This is a genomic window from Brevundimonas huaxiensis (assembly GCF_014218725.1).
Classification (GTDB): domain Bacteria; phylum Pseudomonadota; class Alphaproteobacteria; order Caulobacterales; family Caulobacteraceae; genus Brevundimonas; species Brevundimonas huaxiensis.
On sequence record NZ_JABBJE010000001.1, the window covers coordinates 869,990 to 896,716 of the forward strand.

Annotated in this window: 31 protein-coding genes, 1 tRNA gene and 1 pseudogene; 16 read left to right on the forward strand and 17 right to left on the reverse strand. The window is 66.7% G+C overall.

What is annotated here, in order from left to right:
• Positions 1 to 178: 178 nt before the first annotated feature.
• Positions 179 to 931, reverse strand: coding sequence for an SOS response-associated peptidase (locus HF680_RS04370; RefSeq protein ID WP_235968823.1), 753 nt, complete (start codon positions 929 to 931; stop codon positions 179 to 181).
• Here HF680_RS04370 and HF680_RS04375 point away from each other — a divergent pair.
• Positions 909 to 1,667, forward strand: a complete 759-nt coding sequence (locus tag HF680_RS04375) for an ImuA family protein (RefSeq protein WP_185224172.1) — start codon at positions 909 to 911, stop codon at positions 1,665 to 1,667. The two genes, HF680_RS04370 and HF680_RS04375, sit on opposite strands and share 23 nt — an antisense overlap.
• Positions 1,582 to 3,102: a Y-family DNA polymerase gene (locus tag HF680_RS04380; protein ID WP_045811151.1), complete on the forward strand. Its 1,521-nt coding sequence runs from the start codon at positions 1,582 to 1,584 to the stop codon at positions 3,100 to 3,102. The genes HF680_RS04375 and HF680_RS04380 overlap by 86 nt, the downstream gene beginning before the upstream one ends.
• Before the next feature lie 5 nt (positions 3,103 to 3,107).
• On the opposite strand, the gene HF680_RS04385 is transcribed toward HF680_RS04380, so the two are convergent.
• Positions 3,108 to 3,317 carry a hypothetical protein gene (locus tag HF680_RS04385; RefSeq protein WP_185224173.1) on the reverse strand — a complete coding sequence of 70 codons (210 nt, stop codon included), beginning with the start codon at positions 3,315 to 3,317 and terminating at the stop codon, positions 3,108 to 3,110.
• A gap of 32 nt (positions 3,318 to 3,349) precedes the next feature.
• A complete protein-coding gene (locus HF680_RS04390; protein ID WP_185224174.1) occupies positions 3,350 to 3,595 on the reverse strand; it encodes a hypothetical protein in 246 nt (81 codons plus the stop codon).
• 259 nt (positions 3,596 to 3,854) lie between these two features.
• On the opposite strand from HF680_RS04390, the gene HF680_RS04395 reads away from it, so the two are divergent.
• Both HF680_RS04395 and HF680_RS04400 read left to right on the forward strand, forming a co-directional pair.
• Positions 3,855 to 4,427, forward strand: a complete 573-nt coding sequence (locus HF680_RS04395) for an alpha-ketoglutarate-dependent dioxygenase AlkB (RefSeq protein ID WP_185224175.1) — start codon at positions 3,855 to 3,857, stop codon at positions 4,425 to 4,427.
• A 36-nt stretch (positions 4,428 to 4,463) separates the two neighbouring features.
• A pseudogene (locus HF680_RS04400) lies at positions 4,464 to 7,717 on the forward strand (error-prone DNA polymerase).
• Between the two features lie 78 nt (positions 7,718 to 7,795).
• On the opposite strand, the gene HF680_RS04405 reads toward HF680_RS04400, so the two are convergent.
• The gene (locus HF680_RS04405) at positions 7,796 to 8,341 is read right to left on the reverse strand and encodes a hypothetical protein (protein ID WP_185224176.1); all 546 of its coding nucleotides are present in this window, start codon (positions 8,339 to 8,341) and stop codon (positions 7,796 to 7,798) included.
• Between HF680_RS04405 and HF680_RS04410 the strand changes: the two genes are divergently transcribed.
• Positions 8,291 to 9,994, forward strand: coding sequence for a hypothetical protein (locus HF680_RS04410; RefSeq protein WP_185224177.1), 1,704 nt, complete (start codon positions 8,291 to 8,293; stop codon positions 9,992 to 9,994). The two genes, HF680_RS04405 and HF680_RS04410, sit on opposite strands and share 51 nt — an antisense overlap.
• A 602-nt stretch (positions 9,995 to 10,596) precedes the next feature.
• Positions 10,597 to 10,950: a hypothetical protein gene (locus HF680_RS04415; RefSeq protein WP_185224178.1), complete on the forward strand. Its 354-nt coding sequence runs from the start codon at positions 10,597 to 10,599 to the stop codon at positions 10,948 to 10,950.
• A 183-nt stretch (positions 10,951 to 11,133) separates the two neighbouring features.
• On the opposite strand, the gene HF680_RS04420 is transcribed toward HF680_RS04415, so the two are convergent.
• On the reverse strand, positions 11,134 to 11,463 hold the full coding sequence (locus HF680_RS04420) for a hypothetical protein (protein WP_235968824.1): 330 nt from the start codon (positions 11,461 to 11,463) through the stop codon (positions 11,134 to 11,136).
• Positions 11,464 to 11,531: 68 nt separating this feature from the next.
• Between HF680_RS04420 and HF680_RS04425 the strand changes: the two genes are divergently transcribed.
• On the forward strand, positions 11,532 to 11,720 hold the full coding sequence (locus tag HF680_RS04425) for a hypothetical protein (protein ID WP_185224179.1): 189 nt from the start codon (positions 11,532 to 11,534) through the stop codon (positions 11,718 to 11,720).
• A 268-nt stretch (positions 11,721 to 11,988) separates the two neighbouring features.
• On the opposite strand, the gene HF680_RS04430 is transcribed toward HF680_RS04425, so the two are convergent.
• Both HF680_RS04430 and HF680_RS04435 read right to left on the reverse strand, forming a co-directional pair.
• Positions 11,989 to 12,294 (reverse strand): hypothetical protein, encoded by a 306-nt coding sequence (locus HF680_RS04430; protein WP_185224180.1) that lies wholly within the window; start codon positions 12,292 to 12,294, stop codon positions 11,989 to 11,991.
• The gene (locus tag HF680_RS04435; protein WP_317133988.1) at positions 12,291 to 12,788 is read right to left on the reverse strand and encodes a response regulator; all 498 of its coding nucleotides are present in this window, start codon (positions 12,786 to 12,788) and stop codon (positions 12,291 to 12,293) included. The genes HF680_RS04430 and HF680_RS04435 overlap by 4 nt, the downstream gene beginning before the upstream one ends.
• Before the next feature lie 25 nt (positions 12,789 to 12,813).
• On the opposite strand from HF680_RS04435, the gene HF680_RS04440 reads away from it, so the two are divergent.
• Positions 12,814 to 13,854 carry a PAS domain S-box protein gene (locus HF680_RS04440; RefSeq protein ID WP_205195917.1) on the forward strand — a complete coding sequence of 347 codons (1,041 nt, stop codon included), beginning with the start codon at positions 12,814 to 12,816 and terminating at the stop codon, positions 13,852 to 13,854.
• 50 nt (positions 13,855 to 13,904) lie between these two features.
• Here the strand turns inward: HF680_RS04440 and HF680_RS04445 are convergent, their stop codons facing one another.
• On the reverse strand, positions 13,905 to 14,306 hold the full coding sequence (locus tag HF680_RS04445; RefSeq protein ID WP_185224181.1) for a hypothetical protein: 402 nt from the start codon (positions 14,304 to 14,306) through the stop codon (positions 13,905 to 13,907).
• A gap of 117 nt (positions 14,307 to 14,423) precedes the next feature.
• On the opposite strand from HF680_RS04445, the gene HF680_RS04450 reads away from it, so the two are divergent.
• The 3 genes from HF680_RS04450 to HF680_RS04460 are packed head-to-tail and all read left to right on the forward strand — an operon-like array spanning position 14,424 to position 16,354.
• Positions 14,424 to 14,705 carry a metalloregulator ArsR/SmtB family transcription factor gene (locus tag HF680_RS04450; protein WP_185224182.1) on the forward strand — a complete coding sequence of 94 codons (282 nt, stop codon included), beginning with the start codon at positions 14,424 to 14,426 and terminating at the stop codon, positions 14,703 to 14,705.
• The gene (locus HF680_RS04455) at positions 14,702 to 15,385 is read left to right on the forward strand and encodes an SdpI family protein (protein ID WP_185224183.1); all 684 of its coding nucleotides are present in this window, start codon (positions 14,702 to 14,704) and stop codon (positions 15,383 to 15,385) included. Before HF680_RS04450 ends, HF680_RS04455 begins: the two co-directional genes overlap by 4 nt.
• A gap of 39 nt (positions 15,386 to 15,424) precedes the next feature.
• Positions 15,425 to 16,354, forward strand: a complete 930-nt coding sequence (locus tag HF680_RS04460) for an alpha/beta hydrolase (protein WP_185224184.1) — start codon at positions 15,425 to 15,427, stop codon at positions 16,352 to 16,354.
• Positions 16,355 to 16,469: 115 nt separating this feature from the next.
• Here the strand turns inward: HF680_RS04460 and HF680_RS04465 are convergent, their stop codons facing one another.
• Both HF680_RS04465 and HF680_RS04470 read right to left on the reverse strand, forming a co-directional pair.
• Positions 16,470 to 17,690: a type II toxin-antitoxin system HipA family toxin gene (locus HF680_RS04465; RefSeq protein ID WP_185224185.1), complete on the reverse strand. Its 1,221-nt coding sequence runs from the start codon at positions 17,688 to 17,690 to the stop codon at positions 16,470 to 16,472.
• Positions 17,691 to 17,692: 2 nt separating this feature from the next.
• Positions 17,693 to 18,283 carry a helix-turn-helix domain-containing protein gene (locus HF680_RS04470; RefSeq protein WP_205195919.1) on the reverse strand — a complete coding sequence of 197 codons (591 nt, stop codon included), beginning with the start codon at positions 18,281 to 18,283 and terminating at the stop codon, positions 17,693 to 17,695.
• Between the two features lie 46 nt (positions 18,284 to 18,329).
• On the opposite strand from HF680_RS04470, the gene HF680_RS04475 reads away from it, so the two are divergent.
• From HF680_RS04475 to HF680_RS04495, 5 genes are all read left to right on the forward strand, one after another.
• Positions 18,330 to 18,755 carry a hypothetical protein gene (locus HF680_RS04475; RefSeq protein WP_185224187.1) on the forward strand — a complete coding sequence of 142 codons (426 nt, stop codon included), beginning with the start codon at positions 18,330 to 18,332 and terminating at the stop codon, positions 18,753 to 18,755.
• 2 nt (positions 18,756 to 18,757) lie between these two features.
• Positions 18,758 to 19,111 carry a helix-turn-helix domain-containing protein gene (locus HF680_RS04480; RefSeq protein WP_235968825.1) on the forward strand — a complete coding sequence of 118 codons (354 nt, stop codon included), beginning with the start codon at positions 18,758 to 18,760 and terminating at the stop codon, positions 19,109 to 19,111.
• Positions 19,112 to 19,225: 114 nt separating this feature from the next.
• Complete coding sequence (locus tag HF680_RS04485) at positions 19,226 to 20,140, forward strand: ImmA/IrrE family metallo-endopeptidase (protein WP_317133989.1); 915 nt, start codon at positions 19,226 to 19,228, stop codon at positions 20,138 to 20,140.
• Positions 20,137 to 20,814, forward strand: a complete 678-nt coding sequence (locus tag HF680_RS04490; RefSeq protein ID WP_185224190.1) for a C1 family peptidase — start codon at positions 20,137 to 20,139, stop codon at positions 20,812 to 20,814. Before HF680_RS04485 ends, HF680_RS04490 begins: the two co-directional genes overlap by 4 nt.
• Positions 20,786 to 21,532, forward strand: a complete 747-nt coding sequence (locus HF680_RS04495) for a thymidylate synthase family protein (protein ID WP_185224191.1) — start codon at positions 20,786 to 20,788, stop codon at positions 21,530 to 21,532. Before HF680_RS04490 ends, HF680_RS04495 begins: the two co-directional genes overlap by 29 nt.
• On the opposite strand, the gene HF680_RS04500 is transcribed toward HF680_RS04495, so the two are convergent.
• The 7 genes from HF680_RS04500 to plsX form a co-directional block, all read right to left on the reverse strand.
• Entirely contained in the window at positions 21,529 to 22,197 is a 669-nt protein-coding gene (locus tag HF680_RS04500) for a uracil-DNA glycosylase (protein WP_185224192.1), read from the reverse strand. The genes HF680_RS04495 and HF680_RS04500 overlap by 4 nt on opposite strands.
• Positions 22,194 to 23,267: a nucleoside triphosphate pyrophosphohydrolase family protein gene (locus HF680_RS04505; protein WP_235968826.1), complete on the reverse strand. Its 1,074-nt coding sequence runs from the start codon at positions 23,265 to 23,267 to the stop codon at positions 22,194 to 22,196. Before HF680_RS04505 ends, HF680_RS04500 begins: the two co-directional genes overlap by 4 nt.
• 378 nt (positions 23,268 to 23,645) lie before the next feature.
• Positions 23,646 to 23,722, reverse strand: a tRNA-Pro gene (locus HF680_RS04510).
• Positions 23,723 to 23,781: 59 nt separating this feature from the next.
• The gene (locus HF680_RS04515; RefSeq protein ID WP_045811158.1) at positions 23,782 to 24,189 is read right to left on the reverse strand and encodes a MerR family transcriptional regulator; all 408 of its coding nucleotides are present in this window, start codon (positions 24,187 to 24,189) and stop codon (positions 23,782 to 23,784) included.
• A gap of 5 nt (positions 24,190 to 24,194) precedes the next feature.
• Positions 24,195 to 24,503 carry an integration host factor subunit alpha gene (locus tag HF680_RS04520; RefSeq protein ID WP_026108237.1) on the reverse strand — a complete coding sequence of 103 codons (309 nt, stop codon included), beginning with the start codon at positions 24,501 to 24,503 and terminating at the stop codon, positions 24,195 to 24,197.
• Positions 24,504 to 24,580: 77 nt separating this feature from the next.
• Positions 24,581 to 25,558: a beta-ketoacyl-ACP synthase III gene (locus tag HF680_RS04525; protein ID WP_045811159.1), complete on the reverse strand. Its 978-nt coding sequence runs from the start codon at positions 25,556 to 25,558 to the stop codon at positions 24,581 to 24,583.
• Complete coding sequence (gene plsX / locus HF680_RS04530) at positions 25,555 to 26,598, reverse strand: phosphate acyltransferase PlsX (RefSeq protein ID WP_045811160.1); 1,044 nt, start codon at positions 26,596 to 26,598, stop codon at positions 25,555 to 25,557. The genes HF680_RS04525 and plsX overlap by 4 nt, the downstream gene beginning before the upstream one ends.
• Positions 26,599 to 26,727: the final 129 nt, after the last annotated feature.

Sequence of the window (26,727 nt, forward strand, 5' to 3'; positions counted from 1 at the left end):
CGGAGCGCCCCTCCCCGCCCTTCCCTTCCCTCCGGTCCTGGCCCGGGGGACGGTCTTGAGACCTGTTCAGCGGCCGCAGGAGTTCCGCGACGACTTGGCCGCTCCCCTCAGACGCGCGTTGGCCTCGCGGCGCATGACCCGGCGCCACATTCGTTCAGACGCCTTCTCGGATTCAGGCTCAGGCCGAGACCGGAAAGACCTTCTCGGCATCGAGGCTCCCGGCGGGCAATGCCCGCAACAGGTCGTCGTGCGGTGTCTGCAGATTGAGCCAGGCCGCACCGTCTTGGGGGCGCAAGACTACGATCTGGCGGTCGTGATAGGGGGCGATGTCCACCCCCGGCTCGGTGGTCAACATGGCGAAGGCGCCGTCCTTGATCAGACCCGCCACCCAGAAGAGCCGCTGGCCGGCGAGGGTGAAACGCCACTTCGTCTTCCGCTTCTGGCCCGGTTCCGCGTCGGTGAACTCGAAAAAGCCATCCGCCGGAATGAGGCACCGGTGCGATCCCTGGAACGACCGGCCATCGGAGCGGAAGTTGAACACCGGCCGTCCCCCCGGCCCCTTCCAGGCCCATGGCGTCATGAGCACCTCGGGCCCCGACGCTCCCATGTGAATGACAGGCGCGCGATCCCCGATGCGGATCGACGCCATCGGTCCGAAATTCGGCATGCCTCCTGGAAAGACCAGCCGGTCGCCCGTCTGGTTGAACGCCGCGATGATGTCATCAAACGGCAGGATGAGCTGATATTCGTTGCACATAGGACCTTCCGGGGGCCGTCCGGCGCAGGATTTCACGGCTCCGGCCTCGCCGCAAATCGGCGGGGATAAGCGCACCACCGGATTGACTCCCCCCCCGGCGCCAAACCAGAACGTTTCGAGAACATTTATCGTGACGAAGAGGAGTTCGTCGATGCCGGCCGCCCGCTCGGCCAAACTTGAAGATCTGCGTGCTCAGGTCCTTGCCCTGGAGCAGGCCGACCGAAGACCGGTCGGTGTGTTGCCATTCGGCGTGGAGCCGGTGGATGCCGCCCTGCCGGGCGGGGGGCTGACGCTGGGCGCGCTCCACGAGGTGGCCGGGGGTGGTGACGACGCCGTCGGCGGCGCGGCGGCCGCGCTGTTCGCTGCCGGGGTGGTCGCCCGCCTCCCCGGTCCCGTGCTCTGGTGCATCACGCGACCGGACCTGTTCGCCCCCGCGCTCAGCCAGGCCGGACTGGAGCCGGATCGGGTCATCTATGTCGAGGCCGGAGACGAGAAGGCGTTGATGGCCTGTTTCGAGGAAGGCTTGCGTCATCGCGGTCTCGCCGGTGTCGTGTGCGAGACGTCCCGCCTCAGCATGACCGCCTCGCGCCGGCTTCAACTCGCCGCCGAAGCCTCGGGTGTGATCGGTCTGGCGGTCCGCCGATGGCGTCGCGCGGCCGAGGCTGCAGACTTCGGTCAACCGACCGCGGCCGCGACCCGCTGGCGCGTCAGCGCCGAGCCGTCGGCGCCCTTGCCGGTTCCAGGCATCGGGCGAGCGCGATGGCGGATCGAACTCATGCGCTGCCGCGGCGCCGACGCGGCGGACTTCATTCTGGACGCTTGCGATGAGACGGGTCGTCTCGCTCTTCCTGCCGAACTGGCCCGTCGATCGGCTTCGCCGACGGCTCGGCGCGGACGCGCCGCCGCCTGATCGGCCTCTCGTGCTCACCGGCCGGGTGGGCCGCAGGCGCGTCGTGACTGCCTGCAGCGCCGCCGCCGCCGCCGGCGGCGCGCGCGTGGGCATGGCGACGACCCAGGCGCAGGTCCTGATCCCTGATCTGGACGTGAGAGACGCCGATCCGCGCGGAGACGCCGACGCGCTGGATCGTCTCGCCGTATGGGCGATGCGCCGCTACGCGCCCGTCTGCCAGGCTGATCCGCCTGACGGGCTGGCCATCGACATCACCGGGGCCGCGCATCTCAAGGGCGGCGAAACGGCGCTTCTGGGCGATCTGACGGCGCGCCTCGAGCGGGTCGGCGTCCGCGCCCGCGCAGCCGTGGCTCCGACCTATGGAGCCGCCCATGCGGTCGCCCGCTTCCGCCGCGACCTGGACGTCGTCGGCGAGTTCGCGATCGACGCGGCCCTGGCCCCGCTCCCGCTCGAGGCCTTGCGCCTCGCGGCGGAACTGCCCGCCGCCCTGCGCCGAATGGGCTTCGAGCGGATCGGCGACCTCGCCCACCGGCCCCGCGCGCCGCTGCAGCTACGGTTCGGCGCGGAACTGGGGCGACGGTTGGATCAGGCCTACGGGCGGGCGGCCGAGCCTCTGATCCCTGTCGAGGCGCCGGAGACACCACGCGTCGAACAGGTCTTCGCCGAACCGATCGGCGCCCCCGAGACGCTGGCCCGCTATGCGGGCGTTCTTGCCGCCGCCCTGTGCGGCCTTCTGGAAGCGCGCGGTCTTGGCGTCCGCCGCCTCGACTGGCTCTGCCACCGCGTCGACAACCGGATCGAAGCGGTCCGCGTCGGGCTGGCCGGGCCGGTACGGGATACGCGTCGCCTGACGCGCCTGTTGACCGACCGGATCGAGACCATCGAGCCTGGGTTCGGCATCGAGCGCATGACGCTCGCGGCCAGTGCGGCCGAACCGCTGGATTGGCGTCCGGCCGCAGGCCGCCTCGGCGAGCCGGCGATGCCCGATGTCTCCGGGCTGATCGATACGCTCTCGAACCGGATCGGCGCCGAGCGGCTCTATCGCCTGGCGCCCGTCGAGAGCGATGTTCCCGAGCGGTCGATGCGCAAGCTCGCGCCGTTGGCCGCGCCCACCGGTAAGGCCTGGTCGCCGGACTGGCCCCGCCCTGCCAGGCTGTTCCGCCGACCGGAGCCGATCGAAACCCTCGCGCTCCTCCCCGACAACCCGCCGACCCACTTCACCTGGCGCGGGGTCCGGCGCCGTATCCGCCGGGCCGACGGCCCGGAACGGATCTTCGGCGAATGGGGCCGCCGCGATGCCGAGATGTGGGCGGTCAGGGACTATTTCCAGGTCGAGGACGAGGCGGGCGAGCGGTTCTGGCTGTTCCGGGCCGGCGACGGCGAGGACGCCGCGACGGGGTCCCAGGCCTGGTTCATCCACGGCCAGTTCGGCTAGGGCCGTCAGGGTTGAGCGTCGCCCCGCCCGTCGTCGTCCACCGCGTCCTCGCGCTCGACGTCGTGTTCGGCGTCGTCCTGAGGTCTCTGGTCGCTCTCGCCTGGTCCGACGGCGTCGGGGCTCTCGATGCCGGGCGACCGGTCGCTGTCCGACTTCCGCTCTACGTCGTCTGGGCCGGAGTCAGGACTGGAACGCGGGTCTGGTGTATGGCTCATGAGGGTTCTCCTTTGCCCCATGAACCTCAGCGCTACCCGCGAGGTTCCTCTCGTCGATGCTCGTCGCGCTGCAGTTCAGGATCCGAAAGGACGGCGATGACCTCTAGGTCGAACGCGTCGTGCGCCTCGCGCTCCTCGGCGATCCGCTGGGCCTCGACGAACCGGCGGCTGGACAGTTCGAAGCCGCTGAGGTGCGCGGCGCCGCGCGCGCTCAGGCGCTCGATCCGTTCGAGCGTCACGCCGGCTTCCGACCGCACCAAGGTCTTGCGCGTCCCCATAGGCCTATTCTGCCATGAAGCGGCGTGGCGTTGAAGATCGGCGGTCAGCTAAGTCGTCTCAACGACCCGGCCCGTTCGCTTTTGCCCAAGCCCGGTGCCGACTCGGCGCGGACGGCGTCGCTGCGTCGTGGCCTGATTAGCTGATTATCGTGCGAGGACCGCAGTCGCGGAAGCGGCGGAATGAGCCGCGCTTCGGTCGAAGGCACGGCCGTCCGCACAGCCCCGGCCACCGTTCGCGGCGCCCAGGCGTTGTCGCCGGATGACGTCCCAGACCGATCTCTTCGGCGCGCCGGCGATGGAGCCGGCAGGCCTTCGGCTTGATCCGGCGCTGAACGACGCCGACGAACAGTCTGCACTGGCCGCCGCCTTCGCCGAACTGCCCTTCGCACCCTTCGAATTTCATGGCTGGCAGGGCACCCGTCGCGTCGTCTCCTACGGCTCCCGCTATGACTTCACGCGCGGGCGTCTCGAGGCCGCCGAGCCCATCCCGCCGTTTCTCCATCCGCTGGCGGACCGCGCCGCCGGCTTCGCCGGCCTCAAGCGGGACGCCGTCGCCCAGGCGCTGGTCACCGAATATCAGCCGGGCGCCGGCATCGGCTGGCATCGGGACCGACCGCAGTACGGCCAGATCATCGGGATCTCCTTCGGCGCACCAGCGCGGATGCAGTTCCGCCGCCGGACCGGGTCGGGTTGGGAACGGCGGTCGCTCGACCTGCCATCGGGGTCCGCCTATCTGCTGGACGAGCCGGCGCGTTGGGACTGGGAGCACAGCATCGCCCCCATGGCCGCGCTGCGATATTCGGTGACCTTCCGCACCTTGCGCGAGACCTGAGTTGACGAGCGGCGCCAGAAAGAACAAAGCACGAACATGTCCGCGCGCTATGTCGAACTGGAATGCGCTTCCCACTTCTCCTTCCTGAGGGGGGCGAGCTCCTGCGAGGAACTCTTCAGTCAGGCGGCGGTCTGCGGCGTCGAGGCCTTGGCGGTCACCGATCGCAACAGCGTGGCGGGGATCGTCCGCGCCCACGAGGCGGCCAAGGCCACGGGCGTGAGGCTCATCGTCGGCTGTCGCCTGGTTCTGACCGATGGCGCCGAGATTCTCGTCTATCCGACCGATCGGGCGGCCTATGCCCGGCTCTGCCGTCTGCTGACGCTCGGCAAGAGCCGCGCCGGCAAGGGCGGCTGCGATCTGTCCTGGGACGACCTCGCGCTCTGGAGCCAGGGCCTGATCGCCGTCCTCGCCCCGGATCGGGCCGATGCCGTCTGCGCGCGTCGGCTCGATCGGCTGGCCGAACTGTTCGGCCGCGATGCCTTCGTCGCCCTGACCTTGCGTCGACGGCCGCGCGATCAGCTGCGGCTGCATGCTCTGTGCGAGATGGCCGAGGCCGCCGGCGTCCGGCCCGTGGTCACCAACGACGTTCTCTTCCATCACCCGGATCGACGTATCCTGCAGGACGTCGTCACCTGCATCCGCAACGGCTGCACCATCGACGATGTCGGCTTCCGCCGCCAGCGGTCCGCCGACCGGCATCTGAAGCGGGCCGAGGAGATGCACCGCCTCTTTGCCCGCCATCCCGAAGCGCTGGCGCGGACTCTGGAGATCGCCGACCGCTGCCGCTTCAATCTGGACGAGCTGGCCTATCAGTATCCCGAGGAGGCGACGCCGGGCGCGACGCCGCAACAGGAGTTGACGCGGCTGACCTGGGCCGGCGCCGCCGAGCGCTACCCGGAAGGTCTCCCGGACGCGGTCCGCGCGACGCTCGAGCACGAACTCGGACTGATCGAAAGCCTCGACTACGCGCCCTATTTTCTGACGGTCAACGCCATCGTCGCTTCGCCCGCAGCCAGAGTATCCTTTGTCAGGGCCGGGGCTCGGCCGCCAACTCGGCGGTCTGTTACGTCCTCGGCATCACCTCGATCGACCCCGGCCGTAACGACCTTCTGTTCGAGCGCTTCGTCAGCCAGGAGCGCAAGGAGCCCCCGGACATCGACGTCGATTTCGAGCACGAACGGCGCGAGGAGGTCATCCAGTGGGTCTATGACACCTATGGCCGCAGCCGCGCCGCCCTGTGCGCGACCGTCATCCGCTACCGCTCGCGCGGGGCCCTGCGGGATGTCGGCAAGGCCCTGGGCCTGTCCGAAGACCTGCTCAAGTCCCTGTCGTCCCAGGTCTGGAGCTACTCCAGCGAGGGCGTCGAGGACCGGCACATCGAGGAACTGAACCTAAACCTTCAGGACCGCCGTCTGCGGCTGGCGCTGGACCTGTCGCGCCAGCTGATCGGCTTCCCGCGCCATCTCAGCCAGCACCCCGGCGGCTTCGTCCTGACCCAGGACCGGCTCGACGATCTCGTCCCCATCGAGCCGGCGGCGATGACGGATCGCCAGGTGATCGAATGGGACAAGGACGACATCGACGCCCTGAAGTTCATGAAGGTCGATGTGCTGGCGCTCGGTATGCTCAGCTGCATGCGGCGCGGTCTGGACCTGCTGTCCGAACACAAGGGGCTTGATCTGGACCTGGCCTCCATCCCGGCGGAGGATCCCAAGACCTACGCCATGATCCGCAAGGCGGACACCCTGGGGGTGTTTCAGATCGAAAGCCGGGCGCAGATGGCCATGCTGCCCCGCATCAATCCACGCACATTCTACGATCTGGTCATCGAGGTCGCCATCGTCCGCCCCGGCCCAATCCAGGGCGACATGGTCCACCCCTATCTGCGCCGGCGCGAAGGCCGGGAGCCGGTCGTCTACCCCAAGCCCGAGCTGGAAAAGGTGCTCGGCAAGACGCTCGGCGTGCCGCTGTTCCAGGAACAGGCTATGCGCGTCGCCATCGAATGCGCCGGGTTCACGGCGTCGGAGGCCGACCAGCTCCGCCGCGCCATGGCCACCTTCAAGTTCACCGGCGGCGTCAGCCACTTCAAGGACAAGCTCGTCTCCGGCATGGTCGAGCGCGGCTATACCGCCGAGTTCGCCGAGAAGACCTTCAGTCAACTGGAGGGCTTCGGCTCCTATGGCTTCCCTGAAAGTCACGCGGCCTCCTTCGCCCTGATCGCCTACGCCTCCTCCTGGCTCAAATGCCATCATCCCGATGTCTTCTGCGCCGCCCTGCTCAACGCTCAGCCGATGGGCTTCTACGCCCCGGCCCAGATCGTGCGGGACGCGCGCGAGCACGGGGTCGAGATCCGGCCGGTCTGCGTCAACGCGAGTCGTTGGGACTGCACCCTCGAGCCGACCGACCGCGAAGACCGGTTCGCCGTCCGTCTCGGCCTGCGCATGGTGCGCGGTCTAGCCAACGCGGATGCCGGTCGTCTCCTCGTTCACCGGCAGACCGGCGCCTTCACCTCTATGGAGGACGTATGGCGGCGATCTTCGACGCCCGTCGGCGCCCTGACCCGCCTCGCCGAGGCGGATGCGTTCCTGCCGGGTCTCGGCCTGCAACGACGCGAGGCGCTATGGGCGATCAAAGCGCTTCGCGACGACCCTCTGCCGCTCTTCGCGGTCACCCAGGAGGACGGCGCGACCAGGTCGGAGGTCTCCGAACCGCGGTCGATACTCCCGGCCATGCCGGCCGGCCAGGAGGTGGTCGAGGACTACAGCCATGTCGGTCTGACGCTGCGGGACCATCCGGTGACCTTCCTGCGCGACACCCTTCGATCACGCCACGTCATGACATGCGCCGACGCCGCCGCCCTGCGCGATCGACGCCTGACGCGCGTCGCGGGTCTGGTGCTCGTCCGGCAGAAGCCGGGATCGGCCAAGGGGGTGATGTTCATCACCATCGAGGACGAAACAGGGGTCGCCAACCTCGTGATCTGGCCAAGCCTCTACGAGCAGCAGCGCCGGATCGTGCTCAGCGCAAGCCTTCTGATCGTCGACGGCAAGGTCCAGCGCGAGGGCGAGGTGGTCCATGTCGTGGCGACCAAGCTGCATGATGGGTCGGATCTGCTCGCCTCGGTCGGCGATCGCGAGACCTTTCCCCTGCCCCACGGCCGCGGCGACGAGGTCTACCATGGCAGCCTGCCGGATCCGCGCGGGTCGCCGCGCCGCCACAAGGCCCGCGACATTTACATCCCCGATCTGTCGCTCGACGCCATCCGGGTCAGGACACGGGACTTCCGATAAACCTCTACGAACTCGAGCACACCGTGATCGAGATCCGCTAAGGTCTCGCGTTTCTCCCTTCGATACCGCCTGGCTGCGTCAGCGTGTCCGTGTCCGTGTCAACAGAGCCGCCAGCCCGCAATGAATCGCAAAGCCTTCGCCCGCGCCGTCGATCGCCTCTCGCTCACGGCCGCCGTCGCCGCTCTGGGGCCGGCGAATGAGGCGCTCGACGTCGAGGAGATGGCGGGCCTTCTCCAACGCGCCGGCCGCCTGGTGTTCCGGATGGCCAATGCGGATCGCGAAAGAGAACGGGACGCCTTCATTGACACCCTGGCGGCGGCGGTCGCCGCCCGCGTCGGGACGGCGGCCGGGGATCGGATCGCCGCCGTCGGCGATTTGATGCGGGGACTGGAAGCGGGCTACCGAGACGTCGCGCACGGTCTCGCGACCGCCGCCGTCTCGGCCCTGCCCCTCGACCGCCAAATCCTCGCGGTCCTTCACCGGACGGCGCTGGAAGTCGACGACATCCGGCGGCACGTCGACGTCGCGCTGGCGAAGGCGGAGTCCATCGTCCCCGGTCAGCCGCTGCACGTCATGACCGAGGACGGCGTCGTCTACGAGGCCAACGCCGGCTTGCAGTTCCACGTCTCGAACCTCGGCTCCTGCCTGAAGCTCCTCGTCGGGCGCCTGGACGAGGATCGCGCTCGCGGTCCCGTCGTCCTTCCCCCGCTCGGGGAAACAACGGAAGAGGAGCGGTTCAAGGCGGGGACCAGCGGCTTGCTGGCGACGGCCATTCGCCGCTGGCGCCGCCTCGAGGAACGGCGCCGGTTCTGGGGTGGCGAACTCATCGTCCACCGTCCGCCAGATCTCCCTGCTGACGTCGCCCCGACGTTCGAGGTCATTCGCGAGCATCGTCGGCCGGTCGATGACCTTTGGGACATCATCGCCAACGAACGCCAGAAGGATGTCTTTCAACGGCAGGCCGACGACGTGGCGCTCAAACTCGCCGACTTCGACTACGGCGGTCTGGATCGGCCGACAGGGCTGGGCCCCGGGGAGCTGTTCTCCCTGGGAGAGGCCGCCGCCTTGCAGGCGCTCTCGGGGCTGCTGTTCGCCCCGGCCTTCGAAGCGGACCAACGGTTTCAGGGGCTGACGCTACGGGAATGGGTCCGCGGATATGCGGTTCTGCAAGCGCTCGGCGAGCGTGCGATCGAGAGGGAGACGACCGCCTATGGTCGAAGCCTCGCGCCTTTCCGGCCCGGCCAGCTGGACGCGACGCTCGTCGCCGCGGGGCTGAATGCGTCGACGGCGGCCCAGTTCATCGCCTTCGCAACGTTGTCGGATCATTCGGACGACATCTTCGACTGCCCGCTGTTGCGCATGTCTGACGGCGGCAACCTGCTGTTCACGCCGGCTGTCACCACGGCCGTCATCGCGCGTGTGGTCCTCTCAAACCTGGCGACCCTCGGAGAGCGCTTCGAGAACAAGGGCGATTGGTTCGAAGCCGAGGTGCTGGCCTTCTTCAAGAGCCACGGCTTTTCCGCCTTCACGATCAAGACGAGCCTGATCGCCGGCGAGCCCTATCAACTCGACGTCCTAGTCCCTTGGGACGATCACCTCTTCGTTTTCGAGTGCAAAAACGAAGCCCTGTCGGGAGGCGATCCAGTCGCGGCCTACAACTTCGAGCGCGGTCGGCAAGGTCACGTCGCCCAGATCCGGCGGCAGGTCGACGGCCTCACGGCCCACCCGGAGCTCGCCCTGAAGGCTGGCGGGCTCGACCCCCGCACATCGACGATCATCCCCGTCGTTCTCTACGCCTTCCCCTACGCCCGCCCGTCCGACGACGACGAAGTTGCGATCGCCGACTGGTCCGGCGTCACGCGCTTCTTCCGCGGTCCGACGCTCGGCTTCACCACCCGCCACACGGTCGGAGACGGCGAGACGCTCCTCCGCCGCCACGAAACCACGAGGCTCTGGCAGGACGATACCCCGACGGTGGATGACTTCATCGCTCACCTTCGCGCACCCCGCCAGATGACATTGAAGGCTGAGGCGCTGGAGATCACGCCCGGCGACTTCTACCTCTGTGACCACCGGGGCGCACGAACCACGGAGGTTGTGGCGGGAAACCCGCGGTCCGCGGCGACGCCACGCGCCGAGCGGGCGCTTCGGACGAGCATCCAGCGGGCCCAACGGGAGGCGGCCGCCATCATCCGGCGAAAGCTTGAGCGCGAGCTGCGTCAGAGCGCCCGACGGGCCCGCAAGTTGCGGCAGGGCGGCCTCCCGCCGTCGGCTTGATACCGTACACTGTTGGCTCGATCAGCTGCGGGCCATGTTCTGCGCAGTTCGAACGCCATGATGCGGTCAGCGACGGGTCGCGGCTAAGCGGGCCAGGCATTCCCACAGCTTTCGCGCAGCCCGGCGTACTGCGGAGCCGTGCTGACGCGCCGCCTGCCTCGGCGAACAGTGCGCCTCGGGGCGTATATGCGGACGTGGCCATGCTGCCATTCATCAAACGACTTCTGTGCCGGCATCAGTGGGCGTGGCGCGAGCGAACCCAAGATGAGGTCTGCTATCGCTGTGGAGCGCACCGACCTGGAAGCGGCCATGGCGGATCCATGGGGCGTCAGTGATGCGCGCCACACTGAAGGTCGATCGAAAGCTTTGGCGGGCCGCCGCAGAGGCGGGCGGGGCGCTTCTTTCCTGCCGACGAACATCCCGCCGAACCCGCGCGGGCGCCACGCGATCTCATGGGGCGCAGTGGCTTCGGTTTGGACCCGAGATGCGCCGGCGAGCGGGACCTCGGCGCTCCGCGCTGGCGTAGCTGACAAAGGCGAGATAGCGTTCTCGACACCACGCGCGGGGAGCGGCGAGCTATGCGACACTCTGTTTTGATCGGCTTGGCCGCGGCGACCCTGGCGGCATCGCCAGCGCTTTGTCAGTCGCCGCCGACCCTCGATGAGTTCGTGACGCGGGCCAACCGCATTCCCCTGAATGCTACCGCGATGCTACGGCCCGACGCCCACCGCCTGAAGGCGGAGGCCGAGAGAAGCATCTCCGCCGTCGTCACGGAAATCCGCCAAGCGCGAGCCGCAGGCCGCGCGCCCGTAGCCTGCCCGCCCGACCGCATTTCCATGAACCCCCGGCAATTTCTCGGCTTCCTCAACAGCATCCCCGCCGCCCGGCGACAGAGGATGTCCGTCACAGACGGCGCAAGGGCCTGGTTCGCCGATCGCTATCCCTGCCAGACCTGAGTCCGGGCGTCCGCCGGAACCCCGAACGCTATGTATCCAAACGAAGCCCTTCCAAGGACATCGTCCTTCGACAGCCTTGATGGACCACCACCGGCATTCGACAGCGGACCCGCACATCACGCCAGCGGTCCAGTCCATGAGGACGAGGCCACGAGCGGATGCCTGAAGGCCTCGCCGCCCTCGCTACTTATCGTAGACCACCCGGCAATCGCCATCGATCGTGGTGTACCGACCGTTGGCCGCGTCGACGAAGCCGATGCGCCCTTCGGACCGGCCATCGAGCTTTCCGGTCGATCGCCCTTGGTAAATCTGTTGGCCGTAGGACCAGCAGGTGATGTCCGCCGGTTTGTCCGACAGCGTCGTGCCCGCACGTTCACGACGCGCTTCGGTGCAGGCGGTGATGCTGGCCGCGACCAGAACCACCACGAGGCAGGTTTTCATCTTGGACATGATCTCGGGCTCCGGCGTGGCGATTGCCAGATGCCGATAGCCGCGCTCCGGGAGAGTCGGCAACGGTGGGATCCGATTTCCACGGTGATGCAGAGAAGGGTATGCCGCCCTGCTTGTCGCTGGAGGCTCCAATGGTCGCGTACACCCTGATCTATGATGACGCGCGCAGCACGGAACTGATGGAGGAATCCATCGAAGCGGCGAATGTCAGCGAGGCGCGGAGCTTCGCTGCGTCTCGCCTGTCCGAGTTGCCGGATGTCACTCGTATCATTGTCATGCAGCGATCGATCGAGGTTGGCGCCGTCTGGCGTCGCCAGTGACGTCCCGGGACATGTCCGGGCTTGGATTGCCAACGGGTTGAAGAGTCCGCCCTGTCCTCCGCTGCACAGTGACGGCTCACGGCGGATGAAGGCCGAACCGACGTTCGAGCTAACTCTCACCCCGATGGCGGATGGTTCAGAAAGGGGGCGTCCTTCGAAACGGCCCCTTCTCTCCCGCGAGACGCGACGGATGACGACCTTATGTTCCGAGGCAGAGGACATCTACACGAAGCGACCCCCCACCCGTCGCTGCGCGACGCCTCCGGCGTCAGCTGGGGTCGCGTGGATCCGCGGTCACATAGGATTCCAGCCAGGTCAGCATCTCCTGGGCTGCGCCGAGCTCCTCGCCGGAATAATCGCGCTCTATGCGTGGCCGCAATCCCTCCACGAGCGCTCTGTGCATGAAGGCGTCCTGGCGGTCGGGGTCCATCACGGATTCCAGGGCAACTAGGGTGATGTGCAGGCTCTCCGACAGAACGCCCACACATCCGTGCAGCCGCGCGACCTCCCGCTCCAGCGCCATGAGGCGATCCGGGGAGTTGTCCTCCGGCATCTGTGTGCCGTCTCCGGTCATAGGGCGTCCAGGGCTGGCGGCCGTCGGTGGGGCGGAAGCGTTCGGCGGAGATGGTCGTGAATGATCTCCGCGCTGAAGGGCTTGCTGAGAAACGTCGCCCTCGGGGGCATGTCGTCCGCCCCCGGCGTTACCCGGCCGCTCGCGATGACGATCTCGATATGCGGCCAGCGTCGCGCGACGTCCCGGGCCAGGTCGAAACCGTTGCGCTCGCCTGGCATCTCGACATCGGTGAAGAGCAGACCGACCTCGGACCCCTCTGTTTCGAGCACAGCGAGAGCCTCGCTGACGGTGGTGGCTTCGAACGGTCGAAAGCCGGCGTCCTGCAGGATGGTCGAGGACACCAGGAGCAAGAGGGCGTCGTCGTCGACGACGAGCGCGCAATGCGTCTGATCAGTCATGGCCCATGAAACTACGAGCGCCGCCTTCGGTTTCTTTCGCCGGTCTTCTTGAGCGAAAATCTCGATTTCAACGAGGATTTCAGAGGCCTCTCCCACATTCGGCTCGCGCTATTCCTTTGACGTGACCCCACGGTTTTGTGACACAGCAAGGATGGACAGCGACCCTGAGCTCCCCCCAGCGATCGCCGATCCTTCGGCCTGGCTGAAGGCGGTCATCGACAATCTCGACGATGCGATCGTCACCAAGACGCTGGACGGCGTGATCCGGAGCTGGAACGGCGGGGCCGAGCGGCTGTTCGGGTTCCGCGCTGACGAGATCATCGGCCGGCCAGTCACCCTCCTGATCCCTGACGATCGTCTGCACGAAGAGGCCTCGATCCTGGCCCGGTTGAAGGACGGTCATCGCGTCGAGCGGTTCGAGACCGTGCGACGGCGCAAGGACGGAAGCCTCGTGGATGTGGCGGTGACCATTTCCCCCGTTCGCGACCCGGACGGGCGCGTCGTCGGCGCCTCCAAGCTTGCCCGCGACATTTCGGAGGAGAAGCGGGCCGCCGAGCGTCAGTCCCTGCTGCTGCGGGAGATGCACCATCGCATCAAGAACCTGTTCGCGATGACGGCGGGCCTGGTCCTGGCGAGCGCCAAGGAGGCGCAGTCGGTCGACGCCCTGGCGTCCGACCTGTCCGCGCGAGTGCTCGCCCTGTCCAAGGCGCACGCCCTCACCATGCCGGACCTCTCCGCCGCAGGCTTGGAGCAGCCCGCGACCAGCTTCAAGGCCCTGCTCTCCGCTCTCGTCGCGCCGCACAAGCGCGACGGCGGAAATGTCTCGATCGAAGGCGCTGATCTGAAGATCGGCGCGCAAGCCCTCCCGATGGTCGCCTTGCTGCTCCACGAGCTCACGACCAATGCGGTCAAGTATGGCGCGCTGTCGAATGGAAAAGGATGTCTCCACATCCATATCGCGCCGACTCATGACAGCGTGTTTGAACTGGTTTGGGATGAGGCGGGCGACGAGATCGCGCCCCAGGGCGACAGCACCGGCTTTGGCAGCCTGCTTGAACGCGCCACGCTCAAAAGCCTCGATGCCTCCCTCGAACGCGCGTGGCGGCCGGAGGGACTGCGGATCGTGTTCCGGGCTCCGGCACCTCGACTTCAAGGTGGTTGATCCGAGGCGCCTCGATAGAGCCGAACCCTGAGATCTCGCCGCGAAGGGATCTAAGGCCGCGGCGTCTCAGGCAAGGCCATCATCTGTTCCCGGCTCCGTGAGCCTTGCAGATCTCGATCGTCTCCCCGCTGAACGACCGTCAGCCCGTCCAGCGGCAGGGTGACGTATCGGTCGGGTTGGCTGTCTTCGACCTCGACAAGCAGGCCGGTTACGCCCGTCGGTCCGGTGAGAACCCGTTCAACCTCGCCGACCTCCGACCCTCCCGGGCCGAGGATGTCCGCGTCCTCGAGCTGGCGGGCGGTCAGACCCAGGGCGACAACCGGCTCTGCAGCCGACTCCGGCGCGGATGTTACAGCCGCCACGGACGGCGCGACCGGTGCGCGGTCATCCCTGTCGGAACAGGCGCCCAGGGCGAGGATGGAAAGCGCGGCGGGAATGGCGATGCGGATCATCTTGCAGCTCCTGTTTCGTGTGCAGCGCCTTCCAATACGTCCGGGTTCCCTAGAGCTGGCGGCCACCACACCGACCGATGGTTGACATTAGCCACTTTCCTAATTAGTCACCTCCCTATGAACCTCCTGTTCAAGGCACTCTCCCATCCCGTCCGGCGTCGCATCATCGACATGCTGCGCAAGGGACCGATGACGTCCGGAGACATCGCCGCCGCCTTCGACATGAGCTGGCCGACCATCACCGGCCATCTGACCGCGCTGAAGGACGCCCAGCTCGTGATCGCCGAAAAAGAGGGCACGACCGTTCGCTATCGCCTCGAGATTTCGGCGGTGGAGGAGGCGCTCGCCTTCCTGATGGACATGACCCGCACCACTTCGCCCGAGGGAGACTCCCGATGACCCGCCGCCTCAATCTCGCCGATGCCGTCACGGCTCTGTCGGTCGTCCTGTTGGCTGCCCTGGCCACTGCAGTCGCGATCAAGGGACCGGCCGGACCGGTGCCGATGCATTTCGACCTGCAAGGGCGGCCCGACCGGTGGGGCGATCGCTTGGAGCTGGCCATTCTGCTCGCCGGGCTCGCCGGTCTCGCAGCCCTGCTTGGCTGGGGCATGGGATGGGCCGCCGCCCGGAGCGAGGATCCCGCCCGGACCCGGGGCCTCCGTCTCGGGCAGTGGATCACCGCGCCGCTCGTCGCCGCTGTCGGCGCCTTCCTGACCTGGATCATGCTGCGTGGCGCCGATGGCGCCGGGCCGTTGGAGCCGGAACTCGGCTGGGTCATGGCGGGAACCGGGCTCCTGTTCGCGGTCATCGGCTCCGTCCTCGGACGGGTGCCGCCCAACATCGTCGCGGGCGTCCGGACGCCCTGGGCCTTCAAGAGCCGGCTGGCGTGGGATCGATCCAAACGCCTGGCCGGCCGGTTGATGTTCTGGATCGGACTGGCCTCCCTCCTCGCGGCTCCGGTCTCGCCTCAGCCCGCCGGGCTCTTCGTACAGATGGCCGCCGTGCTGATCGCCGCCTTCTGGTCGGTCGTCGAAAGCTGGCGTGTCTGGCGGGCCGATCCCGACCGCCAGCCTTTTTGAACCCTGTCGAATCTGAAAACCCCTAGCGGAGCCGCCGCCATGATCTCGCTCGCCCTGACCGCCGCCCTCGCCCTGCAATCCGCCAGCGAGCCCGTAACCCTCCCGGCGTCGCCCGCACCGCTTCACGGCACACTCCTGGCCCCGGAACATCCGCGCGCGGTCGCCGTGATACTCCCCGGCTCGGGGCCAACCGACCGGGACGGCAACAGCGCTCCCTTCAACATCCGCGCCCGATCGCTGGCGCTGCTGGCGGAGGCGCTCTCAGAAGAAGGCGTCGCAACCATCCGGATCGACAAGCGCGGCGTCGGCGAAAGCGCGGCCGCCGGCGTCCGGGAGGAGGAACTCCGGTTCGACATGCTGGCGGTCGACGCCCGCGCCTGGGCGGCTGAGGCGGCCGCCCGGACGGGCCAGCCCTGCGCCTGGCTGATCGGTCACAGCGAGGGCGCCCTGGTCGCGCTCGACGCCGCCCGCCAAGACGAGGCGATCTGCGGACTTGTTCTGATCTCCGGCGCGGGCAGGCCCGCTGCGGACGCCATCAGGGACCAGCTCCGGCCGCAGTTGCCGCCGGCCATGATGGCGGACGCCGAGCGGGCGCTCTCGGACCTGGAAGCCGGCCGGACCACCGCATCGGTTCCCGGTCTGGAGATGCTGCTGCGGCCGTCGGTCCAGCCCTACCTGATTTCGTGGTTCGCGCTCGATCCCGCCGGTCTCGCCGCGGCCTATGAAGGACCGGTTCTGATCGTGTCCGGGTCCAATGACCTGCAGATTCCGCCCGCCGAGGCGGACGCCCTGCAGGCGCGACAACCGCGCGCCAGACGTCTGGATGTGGACGGCATGAACCACGTGATGAAGATCGCGCCAACAGGCACGGCGGAGAACCTCGCCACCTATGCGAATCCGTCGCTTCCCCTAGCGCCCCGGCTCGCCACCACCATCGTTGAGGTCATACAGAAGCCTGACGGCCGGTGAGGCCCCGACTGGACGAATACCGGGCGCAACCGGCGCTCACAGATCACCGAGTGGTTCTCCCTATGGCTGGATCGCCTGTGACGCCCCCTCTTCGGACGGTCCTGGCCTTGCCCGGCTATCGGCCCTGCACGAGCGGTATGCTCCGCAACAGCCGGTCGACCTCGGCTCGGACATCGCCGTGCATCGGCAGATGGGCGGCTTCAGCCGCCCAGACGGTCTGGAAACGATCCACAGTCGCGCGCGCGCTGTCATAAACCAAGGCCGGCGGAATTTCCGCCCGGGCGGCAAGCCTAGACAACTCGTCAAGGCTCAGATCCGTCATTCGACGCCCCGTTTCGAACCGCAACGCCATGTTCTCGTCTGGCAGATACGGCGTCGTTGACAGGAAGTCATATCCAGGCGCCAAAGCCGGCGTGCGACCATCCGGATAGATCACCGACCAGTTCTTCAAATGCATGTCGGCGTTGCCGATCAGCGTATTGAACACTAGTCGAGCGACGAACTCCCGCACGGCTGCCTCACCCGCTTCGAGCCAGAGGACACGCGCTATGGAGCGATAGCGGGCCTTGGCGTACTTCTCTTCGGGATAAACGCCGAAAATCTGGGCGAAATCCTCGATATGGACCTTGCCGCCTTCCGCGCGGCGATCAAACCGGCGGACAGCGAAGGCCGCGCCCTCCCCCCGCACGACATCATCCGGCAATCCGTCAAGCGCCGCCAATGGCGTGAGCCGCACCTCTGGGACATCCAGACCGACCGCCGCCGCGAGCGTCATCATCGAGAATTCGTTTTCGGCCACGCCACGCCAGCGCGGAGACGGCAGTTTGACGATCCAGTCTCCGCCGGCTCCCCCCGCCGGGATCGTCAAGCCGCCATGCTCGCGGGCGAGAGCAGAGAACTTCAGCTGCACGCCCGCCAAGGAGAAACGAAACGGGCTTTCCGGGTCGGTCAGGGCTGTCACGAGACTGGCCGCTTCGTCGTCCCGGCGCCCCGCGCCCGACGGGCGAAGCTCGACCGCGCCGGGAAGGTCCGCGCCAAGCACCTCCAGCAGGGCGTAGTCCCGCATCGGCTTCACGCCGGCCCGGCCCGCCAGATAGTCCCGCATGCCGCCTTCGGGGAGCAGGTTCGAGAAAAAGGTCTGCACACGGGTCTGGACCGGCGGATGGTCGGTGATCAGATCGCCCCGCGCGTCCCTAAACGACAGGCTGAGCGTTGGCCGGTTCGGATCCGCCACATAGGCGTCGGCGAAGCTCAATATTGAGCGATCGCCGCCGAGCGACGTCAGCGCTCCGACGCGGGTTCCGTGGATGAAGATGTCGAGGGAGTCGGCGACCATGCTCAATCCTCGTCATCCAGCGCATAGGCTGGGCGGGACGCGGGACGGTGGACGCTGCGCAGGGCGAGCAGGCTGGCTTCCAATTGCGCCAGTTCGCGAGGGTCGAGCATGTCGCCCAGGTGGCGGCGCATCACACCCAGCCGCTCGCGCGCCTGGTCCAGGACGAAACGGGCCACTCTTGTGTCCATCGTCTCGGCGTCCGTTCTCAGATCGCCGACGATCGCCAACAAGCGATCCCGAGCGGTTTCGACAATCCTTTCGACAGGCGCTTCAAGCAGGGTCTCGATCTCCGCCAACTGGTTGAGAAGGCTCCGCGTCTCGGCGCGAGTCTGCAAATCCCTGACGACAGCGCCGACGGCGACCACCGCCGAGCGCGGCACGAGCTTCAGTTCCAGGTCCAGGGCCTGGGCGAGTTCGATCAGAGTCGTAAGCTGGGGATCCACCTCAGCGTTCTCGACCTTCGAGATTTGGGACTGGGCAAGCCCCGACGCCTGGGCCAACGCGCGCTGACTCAATCCCTTTTGTCGCCGGGCGTCCCGCAGCGGTTCGGAGAACCGCTTCAAGACGGCCTTGGTTGATATATCATTCATCATCGAAGCCGATCTTTGATATACATAAGATTATCATACGGCTGAATGAATGAAAAATGATAGCGAATTCATTATCTCACCCTCGCAAATCCGCCCTTCACTTGCATGTCTGAAAATCCGACATTATGATGTTCTCATGTTGGATGTATTCGCCCCGGCGCCTGTCGCTGAAAAGAAACCCTTTCCCCTGCAGGCCGTGATGGATTGCCTCCTCGCGGAACTGACCGTCGCTGCGCGCGACGAAGCAGAGATGGAAGGTTTCACCCTGCCAACGGCGCCTGCGGCGCTTCGCTCTGTGAAGGTCCGTCTGGATTCTCTGATCGTGGTCGAGATCACGTGCGCCTTGGAACCGATCTTGGGATTCGGTCCCAAGAACATCGTGCGGACAGGGGGCTACGACTCCATCGGTGAGGCGCTCGATCACATGATTCCGCGGGTAGAGGCCGCCTGGCGCAAGAAGCAACCCGGGGGTTAATGATGGCGGGCGACGAGGAGGCGGATCGCAAACGGCTCGGGGAGCGGCTCAAGGAGGCGCGGGAATATCTTGGCCTCAAGCAAGATGAAGTGGCGGCGCATCTGCGCCTGACACGCACCGCCCTGACGGGGATCGAGAGCGGCCAACGTCGTGTAGAGGCGACGGAGCTCGTTCGCCTGGCCCGCCTCTATCGCCAGACCGTGGGCTACCTGACCGGCGAGGAGCAGGCTAGCGAACTGCCGCCCGATGTGGTTCACCTCGCCCGCCAGGCAGCCGATATGTCCGAGGAGGACCGGTCTGAACTCGCCCGCTTCGCCCAATACCTGCGGTCGAAGTCGACCGCCCCGGGATCCTAGGTGGGCGCCGCCAGCTATACCGAAGCGGTTCGCAACGGCGTCCGGGCGGCCGGACGGCTGCAGCGTCAGATCGGCCTGCGCGACCAGCTCCAGGCCGCCCCTGGCGCTGTCGATGTGTTCGCCATCATCGCCGCCCTCGACCTGCCCCTCATGGTCCGCCCCCTGAAGGGTTTGCTCGGCGCCTATATCGACACCCCGTCTCCCGGCATTCTCGTAACCACGGAGCGCCCGCTCAGCATCCAGCGATTCACCGCAGCGCATGAACTCGGCCACAGGCTGATGGCCCATCGACCCAGTCTGGATGACGAGGAACAGATTCTGCGGCGGGGGTCGGTGGAAACACTGAGACAGCGAGACCGGCTGGATAACTATCAGGAAGCCGAGGCTGACGCCTTCGCTGCAGCGTTGATGATGCCCAAATGGCTTATCCAGCTGCATTGCACGCGTCAGGGGTGGCGGCTGCATGATCTGAATCGCCCTCACGTCATCTACCAGCTGTCGCTAAGGCTGGGGGCGAGTTACGAGGCGACGGCGCGCACTCTCGAGCGCCACGCCATGATCTCGAGCGACACGCGCGAGGCCTTGGTCGCCGTACCCCGCAAATCCCTGAAAGCAGCTCTCCTCGGCGAGTTCGCGCCCAAGAACTACAAGGCCGACGTCTGGCTCGTCACCGAACGCGACCAAGGTGGCCGGATCGAAGGAAGCCGGAACGATCATCTTCTGTTCGCCCTGACGGAAAAAGCGACGTCCGGATACCTCTGGGACCTATCTCCGATCGAGGCCGCCGGCTTCAGGACGATCTCCGACGACCGGGTCGCGATCGAAACCGACACAGTCGGCGGGGTCTGTTCACGTCGTCTGCTGGCGGCGGCCGCCGAGCAGGCCCTTGGGACCTTGACCCTCGATCACGCTCGTCCCTGGGTTCCGAGGGAACCACTCGACAGCCTGTCGATCCGCATGGACTTCACCGGACCGGAGGCAAAGGGTCTATCTCGCGCCGAGCGGCGCCTCCGGCTGGACGCCGCATGAGCGTCCGGCTGGCGAACGACCTTCGGCCAGGGCTGGGCCCGGCGCGCGACCAGGGCGCAAGGCCGACCTGCCTGGCCTTCGCCGCGAGTGATGCGCACGGAGGGCTGCGGGCCCCTTGGGCGGCCTTGTCGGCGGAGGCGGCCTTCTTCCACGCCCAGCGGCGTGCCGGCCGGCCGCCGTCGTCTGGAGCCGCCCTGCCCTTCATGATCGAGGCGCTGGCCGAAGATGGCCAACCCTACGAGACCGAGTGCCCTTACCCGTCCGTCTCGCCGGATTCGGCGACCTGGAGCCTGACACCGTGGTCGGGCCCGACATTTCAATGTCTCGGCGCGCCTGTGACGGCGTCCTGGGACGGCCTGATCGCCGCCCTCGATGGCGGCCGCCTTGTCCTGATGCTGATGATGCTCTCGCCGGGCTTCTTTGCACCGGACGCCGCCGGCGTGGTCCAGCTTGCAGCGGGTTCGCCCGACCCGGCGATCCGCCACGCGGTGCTGGCCGTCGGTCACGGAGAGGTGGACGGCGAGCCCGCCGTCCTGATCCGCAACAGCTGGGGTGGCGCGTGGGGCCTTGAGGGGCATGGCTGGCTGCCCCGCTCCTATGTCATCACCGGCCTGTTCGGCATGGCCCTGTTTGAGGAGAATACCATTGTACCTGCCCGTCCCGTCGCAGCCTGACTGCGCCACAGCCTGGCGTGAGGGCCTGCGCGCGGTTCTAGCCGCCGGAGGCGACGCCAGCAACGTCGTGCTCGATATAGCCGACCCTCTCGCCGGCTCCACCCTCGCCGACCCGGTGGTCGCCGCCGTCGACGCCTTCCTCAGGGACAAAGACAAGAAACGCATAGAGACGGTGGCCAACACCATCTTCCCGCAGGCCCTCTATCGGCGCCACGGCGCCGAGGGCCTCTATGAGCACTTCATCACACAGGTTCTTCCGGTGGCCGGCAAGGGCGACAGGTGGTCCGGCTACTATTTCGAGCGAATGATCAACCTCGGCACGGGCAAAGGGGGGTCCGTCAACCAACTGGCCGACATCATTGACCGACTGTCCGATCCGGCGGTCACGGCGCGCAACAAGTATGAGTTCGCGATCTTCGACCCGGCCCGCGACGTCTCGCGCGTTTCTTACGGCGGCCAATGCCTGAGCCACGGCAGCTTCAAGCCTCGCCGTTCGGCTGACGGAGAACGCCTCGACCTGACCGTGATGTACCGCAATCACTATTATGTAGAGAAGCTGCTCGGCAATCTGATCGGCCTGGGGCGTCTGATGGCGTTCGTCGCCAAGGAGTCGGGCCGAGGCGTTGGGTCGCTCACCATCGTGTCGACCCACGCGGAAGCCGACCAGAAGCGCGGCGAGGTACAGGCCCTGCTGAAGGCCTGTGACGCCCTGGCCTAGGCGCAGCCGGCCGCGGCGAAGAGCGGCGGGGTTTCTGACAGGCCGTAGAGGGTCTGCATGCCGGCGATGAACTCTGACTGGCCGCCATAGCTGGGATGGCGCACGGCGTGCGCGTCAATGCCGAGATCGGTCAGGGCGTAACTGGCGTCCCGGCCGATGGCGACCATGCGTTCTGGCCGGATCATATCGATCAACGCCTCCAGCAGAGGCCAGGCGGCCTGCCTTTCCGCTCGCGTATGACACCGGTTTGACATCGGCTCTCCCGCCTCGTGAGGATGGAAGGGAAAGACGTTCCACAGAATGACTGGCTGTCGGACCTGCTCCAGCACTCGCCACACGACCGCTGCGGTGCGTTCGGCGACGATGGGCCCATGGGTCGCCCGAAGCAGGATGGCGTCGTTAAACAGGGCGCCGGCGGAGGCCAGGTGGACCTCGTCGGTAAGGGGGACGCCCGTTCGGCGCCCGCCCCGGTAGCCGAGATCTCTCCCAATCCACATCGTGGTCACCCCGCCCTCCAGAGCGTGGTCCAGCACAAGACGCAGATTCTCTCGGCGTCGGGCTGCCGCGTCCTCCAGGTCGTGTACTTCGCAGCGATCGCGCCACGGATTGAACACATGCGGCAGGATGGCGCTTTCAAGCGCGGAAACGAAGTCGGTCGGCGTCATGACGGCAGGGGCTCTATACGCAATTGCCGATTGTCGAAATCCACGATCACCCGGCCCTGGCGATGAATCCTGAGAAAACGGAATGCGGCGTAGCCCTGCAGGAGCGCTTCCTCCCACAACCACAGCGGACAGACCTCTGGTTCATAGCCCTCCGCGAACTGGCGCACCTGCTTGAGAACGCCGATCGGCATCTCGCCAGCCCGCATTCCCTCGAAATACTGCAGGGACGCCGCCTGACCGAACACCCAGGTGGAGATACCCTCCTCGATCAGGACGGCGCGCGCCCCGTCCTCGTTCTCATCCATCTTCGGGTCGCTCTTCCGCTTAAGCCGCAGAAGGGCGCGGATCACGGGCGACCACCCCAGCACAGCGACGAACGCGAAATGAAATACGTCGTGAAACCGATAGTCGTCCGGCTCATGGGCGTTGTCGGTCAGGCGGTCCCCGATGAAGAGGTTGTTGCACCGCTGGAAGACGAACGCCTGACCGCGGACGGTCTTCTCGAAAATCTCGATCACGAGGGTCCGCGGCAATCGTTCGTCCGCGTCGAACCTTTCATCGAACGCCTCGGGATAGGCCCGGATGTCAGGCCACCGATCCTGCGTCTTGTACAGATTCTTGATGGCGGCGCTTTCCAGCGTCATCCCCGCCTCCCGCGAAGCCTTCAGCATAAGTTTGAAAATGCGTGTCAGCGAAAGGGGAAGGACATCCCCACCTGAAACGATCTCGCCGGTCCGATGCGCCCTGACCAGCCCGCCGACCTCGTCGGCCAAGGCCAAAAGGGTTGTTTCGAACTGGGCGGGCGCTTGCCTCGTTCGGGGGATGTTATGCGACTGAAGGGCTTCAAAGCTGAGGTCCGGAATTTCCACGCCGGTCCATTCCGCGTCATCGCGCACCAAATGGGCCGCCACGGCGTTTAAGCTGACGCCGCCACGACTGGCGACGGCGGCCAAGTACCAGAGCACATCCCCCAACTCGTCCGCCACGGCGTCGGCATAGGCGCGTGAGGCGGCCTTATCTCTCTGCTTCTTCTTGAGCTCGCTCAGAAGGCTTCCGGTCTCGCCGAACAAGCCCAAGAGCGGGAAGGCCAGCGACTGACCCTCGACGCCCCGGTCTGTCCGAGCCGCTCCGTTCGCATAATCAGCGATGGTCAGGGTCGGATATTGTTCCTGCAACGGTCGCCCCTCCCAAGGTCGGTTTCGACCGTGACCGATTCCCAGGTGGGACGCCACGTTCGCCGAACCCTGATCGGATCAAAGTCTATGGTTGCGAGGAAAAGGACAATGTCAGAGCCGGGTGGGCGCAAACGGCCTGCACAGCCACGCGCCGTCCTGACCACGGCAAAACCCGCGAATCAGCGCTGTGCCCCATATGTGCCCCAAAACGGAATTGCGAAGGGGCCGCCAAAAGGCGACCCCTTCAAAACCATTCCAAATCAATGATTTAGATGGTCGGAGCGACAGGATTCGAACCTGCGACCCCTTGACCCCCAGTCAAGTGCGCTACCAGGCTGCGCCACGCTCCGAAGGCGCTCCCTATAGACGGGGGGACCGCTGTCCGCAAACGCTAAAACGACTTTTCCACCTACCGTGAAAGAACGGCGTCCAGACGCGCTTTGGCCTGCTCCAGATCGGCCAGAACCTGATGCAATTTCGAGGTTTCGGCCCGCGCGACATCGGAAGTCGCCGTAGCGAACGTGACATCGCCGTCGTCGATCAGTGCAGCGGCCTCCGCCCCGATCAGCTTTTTCAGCCCCTGTTCCTTGTGCAGACGCTGGACGCCGCGAATCGTCAGCCCATCGTCGTGCAGCAGGCGTTTGACCGCCTTCAGCACCGCGATGTCCTGGGGCCGATAGAAGCGACGCCCGCCAGCCCGTTTCACAGGCGTGACGAAATCGAACTTCGTTTCCCAGAACCTCAGGACATGCTGCGGCGCGCCGACCTCTTCGGCCGCTTCAGAAATGGTTCGGAAGGCGTCGGCGCTCTTGGCCACCGCGATCAGGCCTCGACGACGGCGTCGTGAACCCGGCTTTTCATGATCTGTGAGGCGCGGAAGCTGATGACCCGGCGCGGGTTGATCGCCGCCGGTTCGCCCGTCTTGGGATTGCGGCCCATCCGTGCGCGCTTCTCACGCACCTGAAAGACGCCGAAGCCGGACAGTTTCACCGTCTCGCCGCGCTCAAGCGATTCGACGATCAGTTCCAGGGTGCGCTCGACCAGGCTGGAGCATTCCTGACGCGACAGGCCGACCTCTTCATGCACGGCTTCGCACAAGTCGGCGCGCGTCACGGTCTGTTGGCCTGCCATCGTATCCCCGCTGTCATGCGATCCGCTCGCATCCATAGGGGCGCAAAGCCCCCGAAAAATCAATGCCTCGATGTCGATTACAGCCGAAGCGCGCAGGCACCCCAGGTCAGGCCGCCGCCCATGGCCTCAAGCAGCACCATATCGCCCTTCTTGATCCGCCCGTCTTGGATCGCAGCGTCCAGCGCCAGCGGGATCGAGGCGGCCGAGGTGTTGGCGTGGGTCGCGACGGTCGAGATCACCTTGTTCTCGTCCAGACCTAGCCGGTCGCCGACGCCCTTGATGATTCGCTGGTTGGCCTGGTGCGGCACGAACCAGTCGACGTCCGCGATCTGGATGTTTGCGGCGGCGCAGGCGGCGGTTATGCCTTCGGCAATATTCACGACGGCATGACGGAAGACCTGGTTTCCGGCCATGCGGAGGTGGCCAACGGTGCCGGTCGTCGCGGGGCCGCCATCGACATAGAGCAGGTCGGTCTTGGACCCGTCGGCCCGTAAGGCGAAGCCCAGCATGCCCTGGTCGTCCGATGTCCCCTGCCCTTCGCGCGGTTCCAGCACCACGGCGCCGGCCCCGTCGCCGAACAGGACGCAGGTGGTCCGGTCGGTCCAGTCCATCAGCCGCGTCATCTCTTCGGCCCCAATAACGAGGGCGCATTTCGACAGGCCGCGCGCCACGAATCCGTCGGCGACGCTGAGCGCATAGACGAAACCGGAGCAGACGGCCTGAACATCAAAGGCGATGCCGACGCCCGCGCCCAGCTTGGCCTGGACGATCGACGCGACCGCCGGGAAGGTCATGTCGGGCGTTGTGGTGGCCACGATAATCAGATCGACGTCGGACGCCGCCTTGCCCGCGTCGGCGAGCGCCTTCCTGGCGGCCTCGACCGCCAGATCGCTGGTCGGCTGGTCGTCGCGCGCCTTATGACGTTGCTTGATGCCGGTGCGCTCCTGAATCCATTCGTCGGATGTGTCGACGAACTTGGCCAGGTCGGCGTTGGTGACGATCTCCTCCGGCAGATAGGAGCCGACGCCGGTCACGGCGCTGCGGGTGACGGTCACTGGAGGGGTTCTCCCACGGCTGCGGCGGGCTTGGCGGCATGATCGAACACCGCGTCCAGCTTGCCCAGGTTGTCCCCCACCTTGCTCATATAGTCGCTGCGGGCCAGATCGACAGCGATGCGGATGGCGTTGCCGAAGCCCTTGGCGTCGGCGCCGCCGTGGCTCTTCACGACAATGCCGTTTAGGCCCAACAGAGGGCCGCCGTTGATGGCGCTGGGGTCGATCTTCTGGCGCATCTTCTTCAACGCCGGCATGGCGATGACGGCGCCCAGCTTGGATTGCAGGTTGGAGGTCAGGGCCTCTTTCAACAGGGCGGAAATATAGCGCGCCGTGCCTTCGGCGGTCTTTAGCGCGATGTTGCCGGTGAAGCCGTCGGTCACCACCACGTCCACCGTGCCCTTGGCGATATCGTCGCCCTCGACGAAGCCATGATAGTTCAGGTCGAACGGCCCATCGCGCAGGATGGCGTGCGCCTCCTTGACCTGTTCGTTGCCCTTCATGTCTTCCGAACCGACGTTCAACAGGCCGATAGTCGGGCGCGCGACGCCGCGCACGGCCGACTGGAAAGCTTCGCCCATGATGGCGAACTCGACCAGCTGCTCCGCATCGCTGCCGATGTTGGCGCCGACGTCCAGAACCGCCGTGTGGCCCTTGAAGGTGGGCCAGCTGGCGACGATGGCCGGACGCTCAAGCCCGGGCGCAGACATCCGCAGAATCAGTTTCGAGATCGCCATCAGGGCGCCGGTGTTGCCGGCCGAGACGACGCCGGCCGCCTGGCCCGTCTTCACCGCCTCGATGGCGTTCCAAAGGCTGGAGCCCTTGCCGCGCCGCATGGCCTGGGCCGGCTTTTCGTCCATGGCCACGACCTTGTCGGTGTGATGGATTTCGCAGACGTCCGCCGCCAGGCCGCAACGCGCCAACTCCGGCGCGATCTTGGCCTCGTCGCCATGCAGCAGGAAGCGCACCCCCTCGCCATCGTGGGTGCGGATATAGCTGCGGATGCCGGGAACGACGACGGAGGGCCCGTGATCGCCGCCCATGGCGTCAAGCGAGATCGTAACTGGGGCTGGCAAATGGACCTCTTATGGCCGCGTCGTCTTGTCGCGCGACGCTTGGCAGGATGCGCTGGACGATAGCGCCGAAGCCGGGGGATGCAACCACCCGGCCCC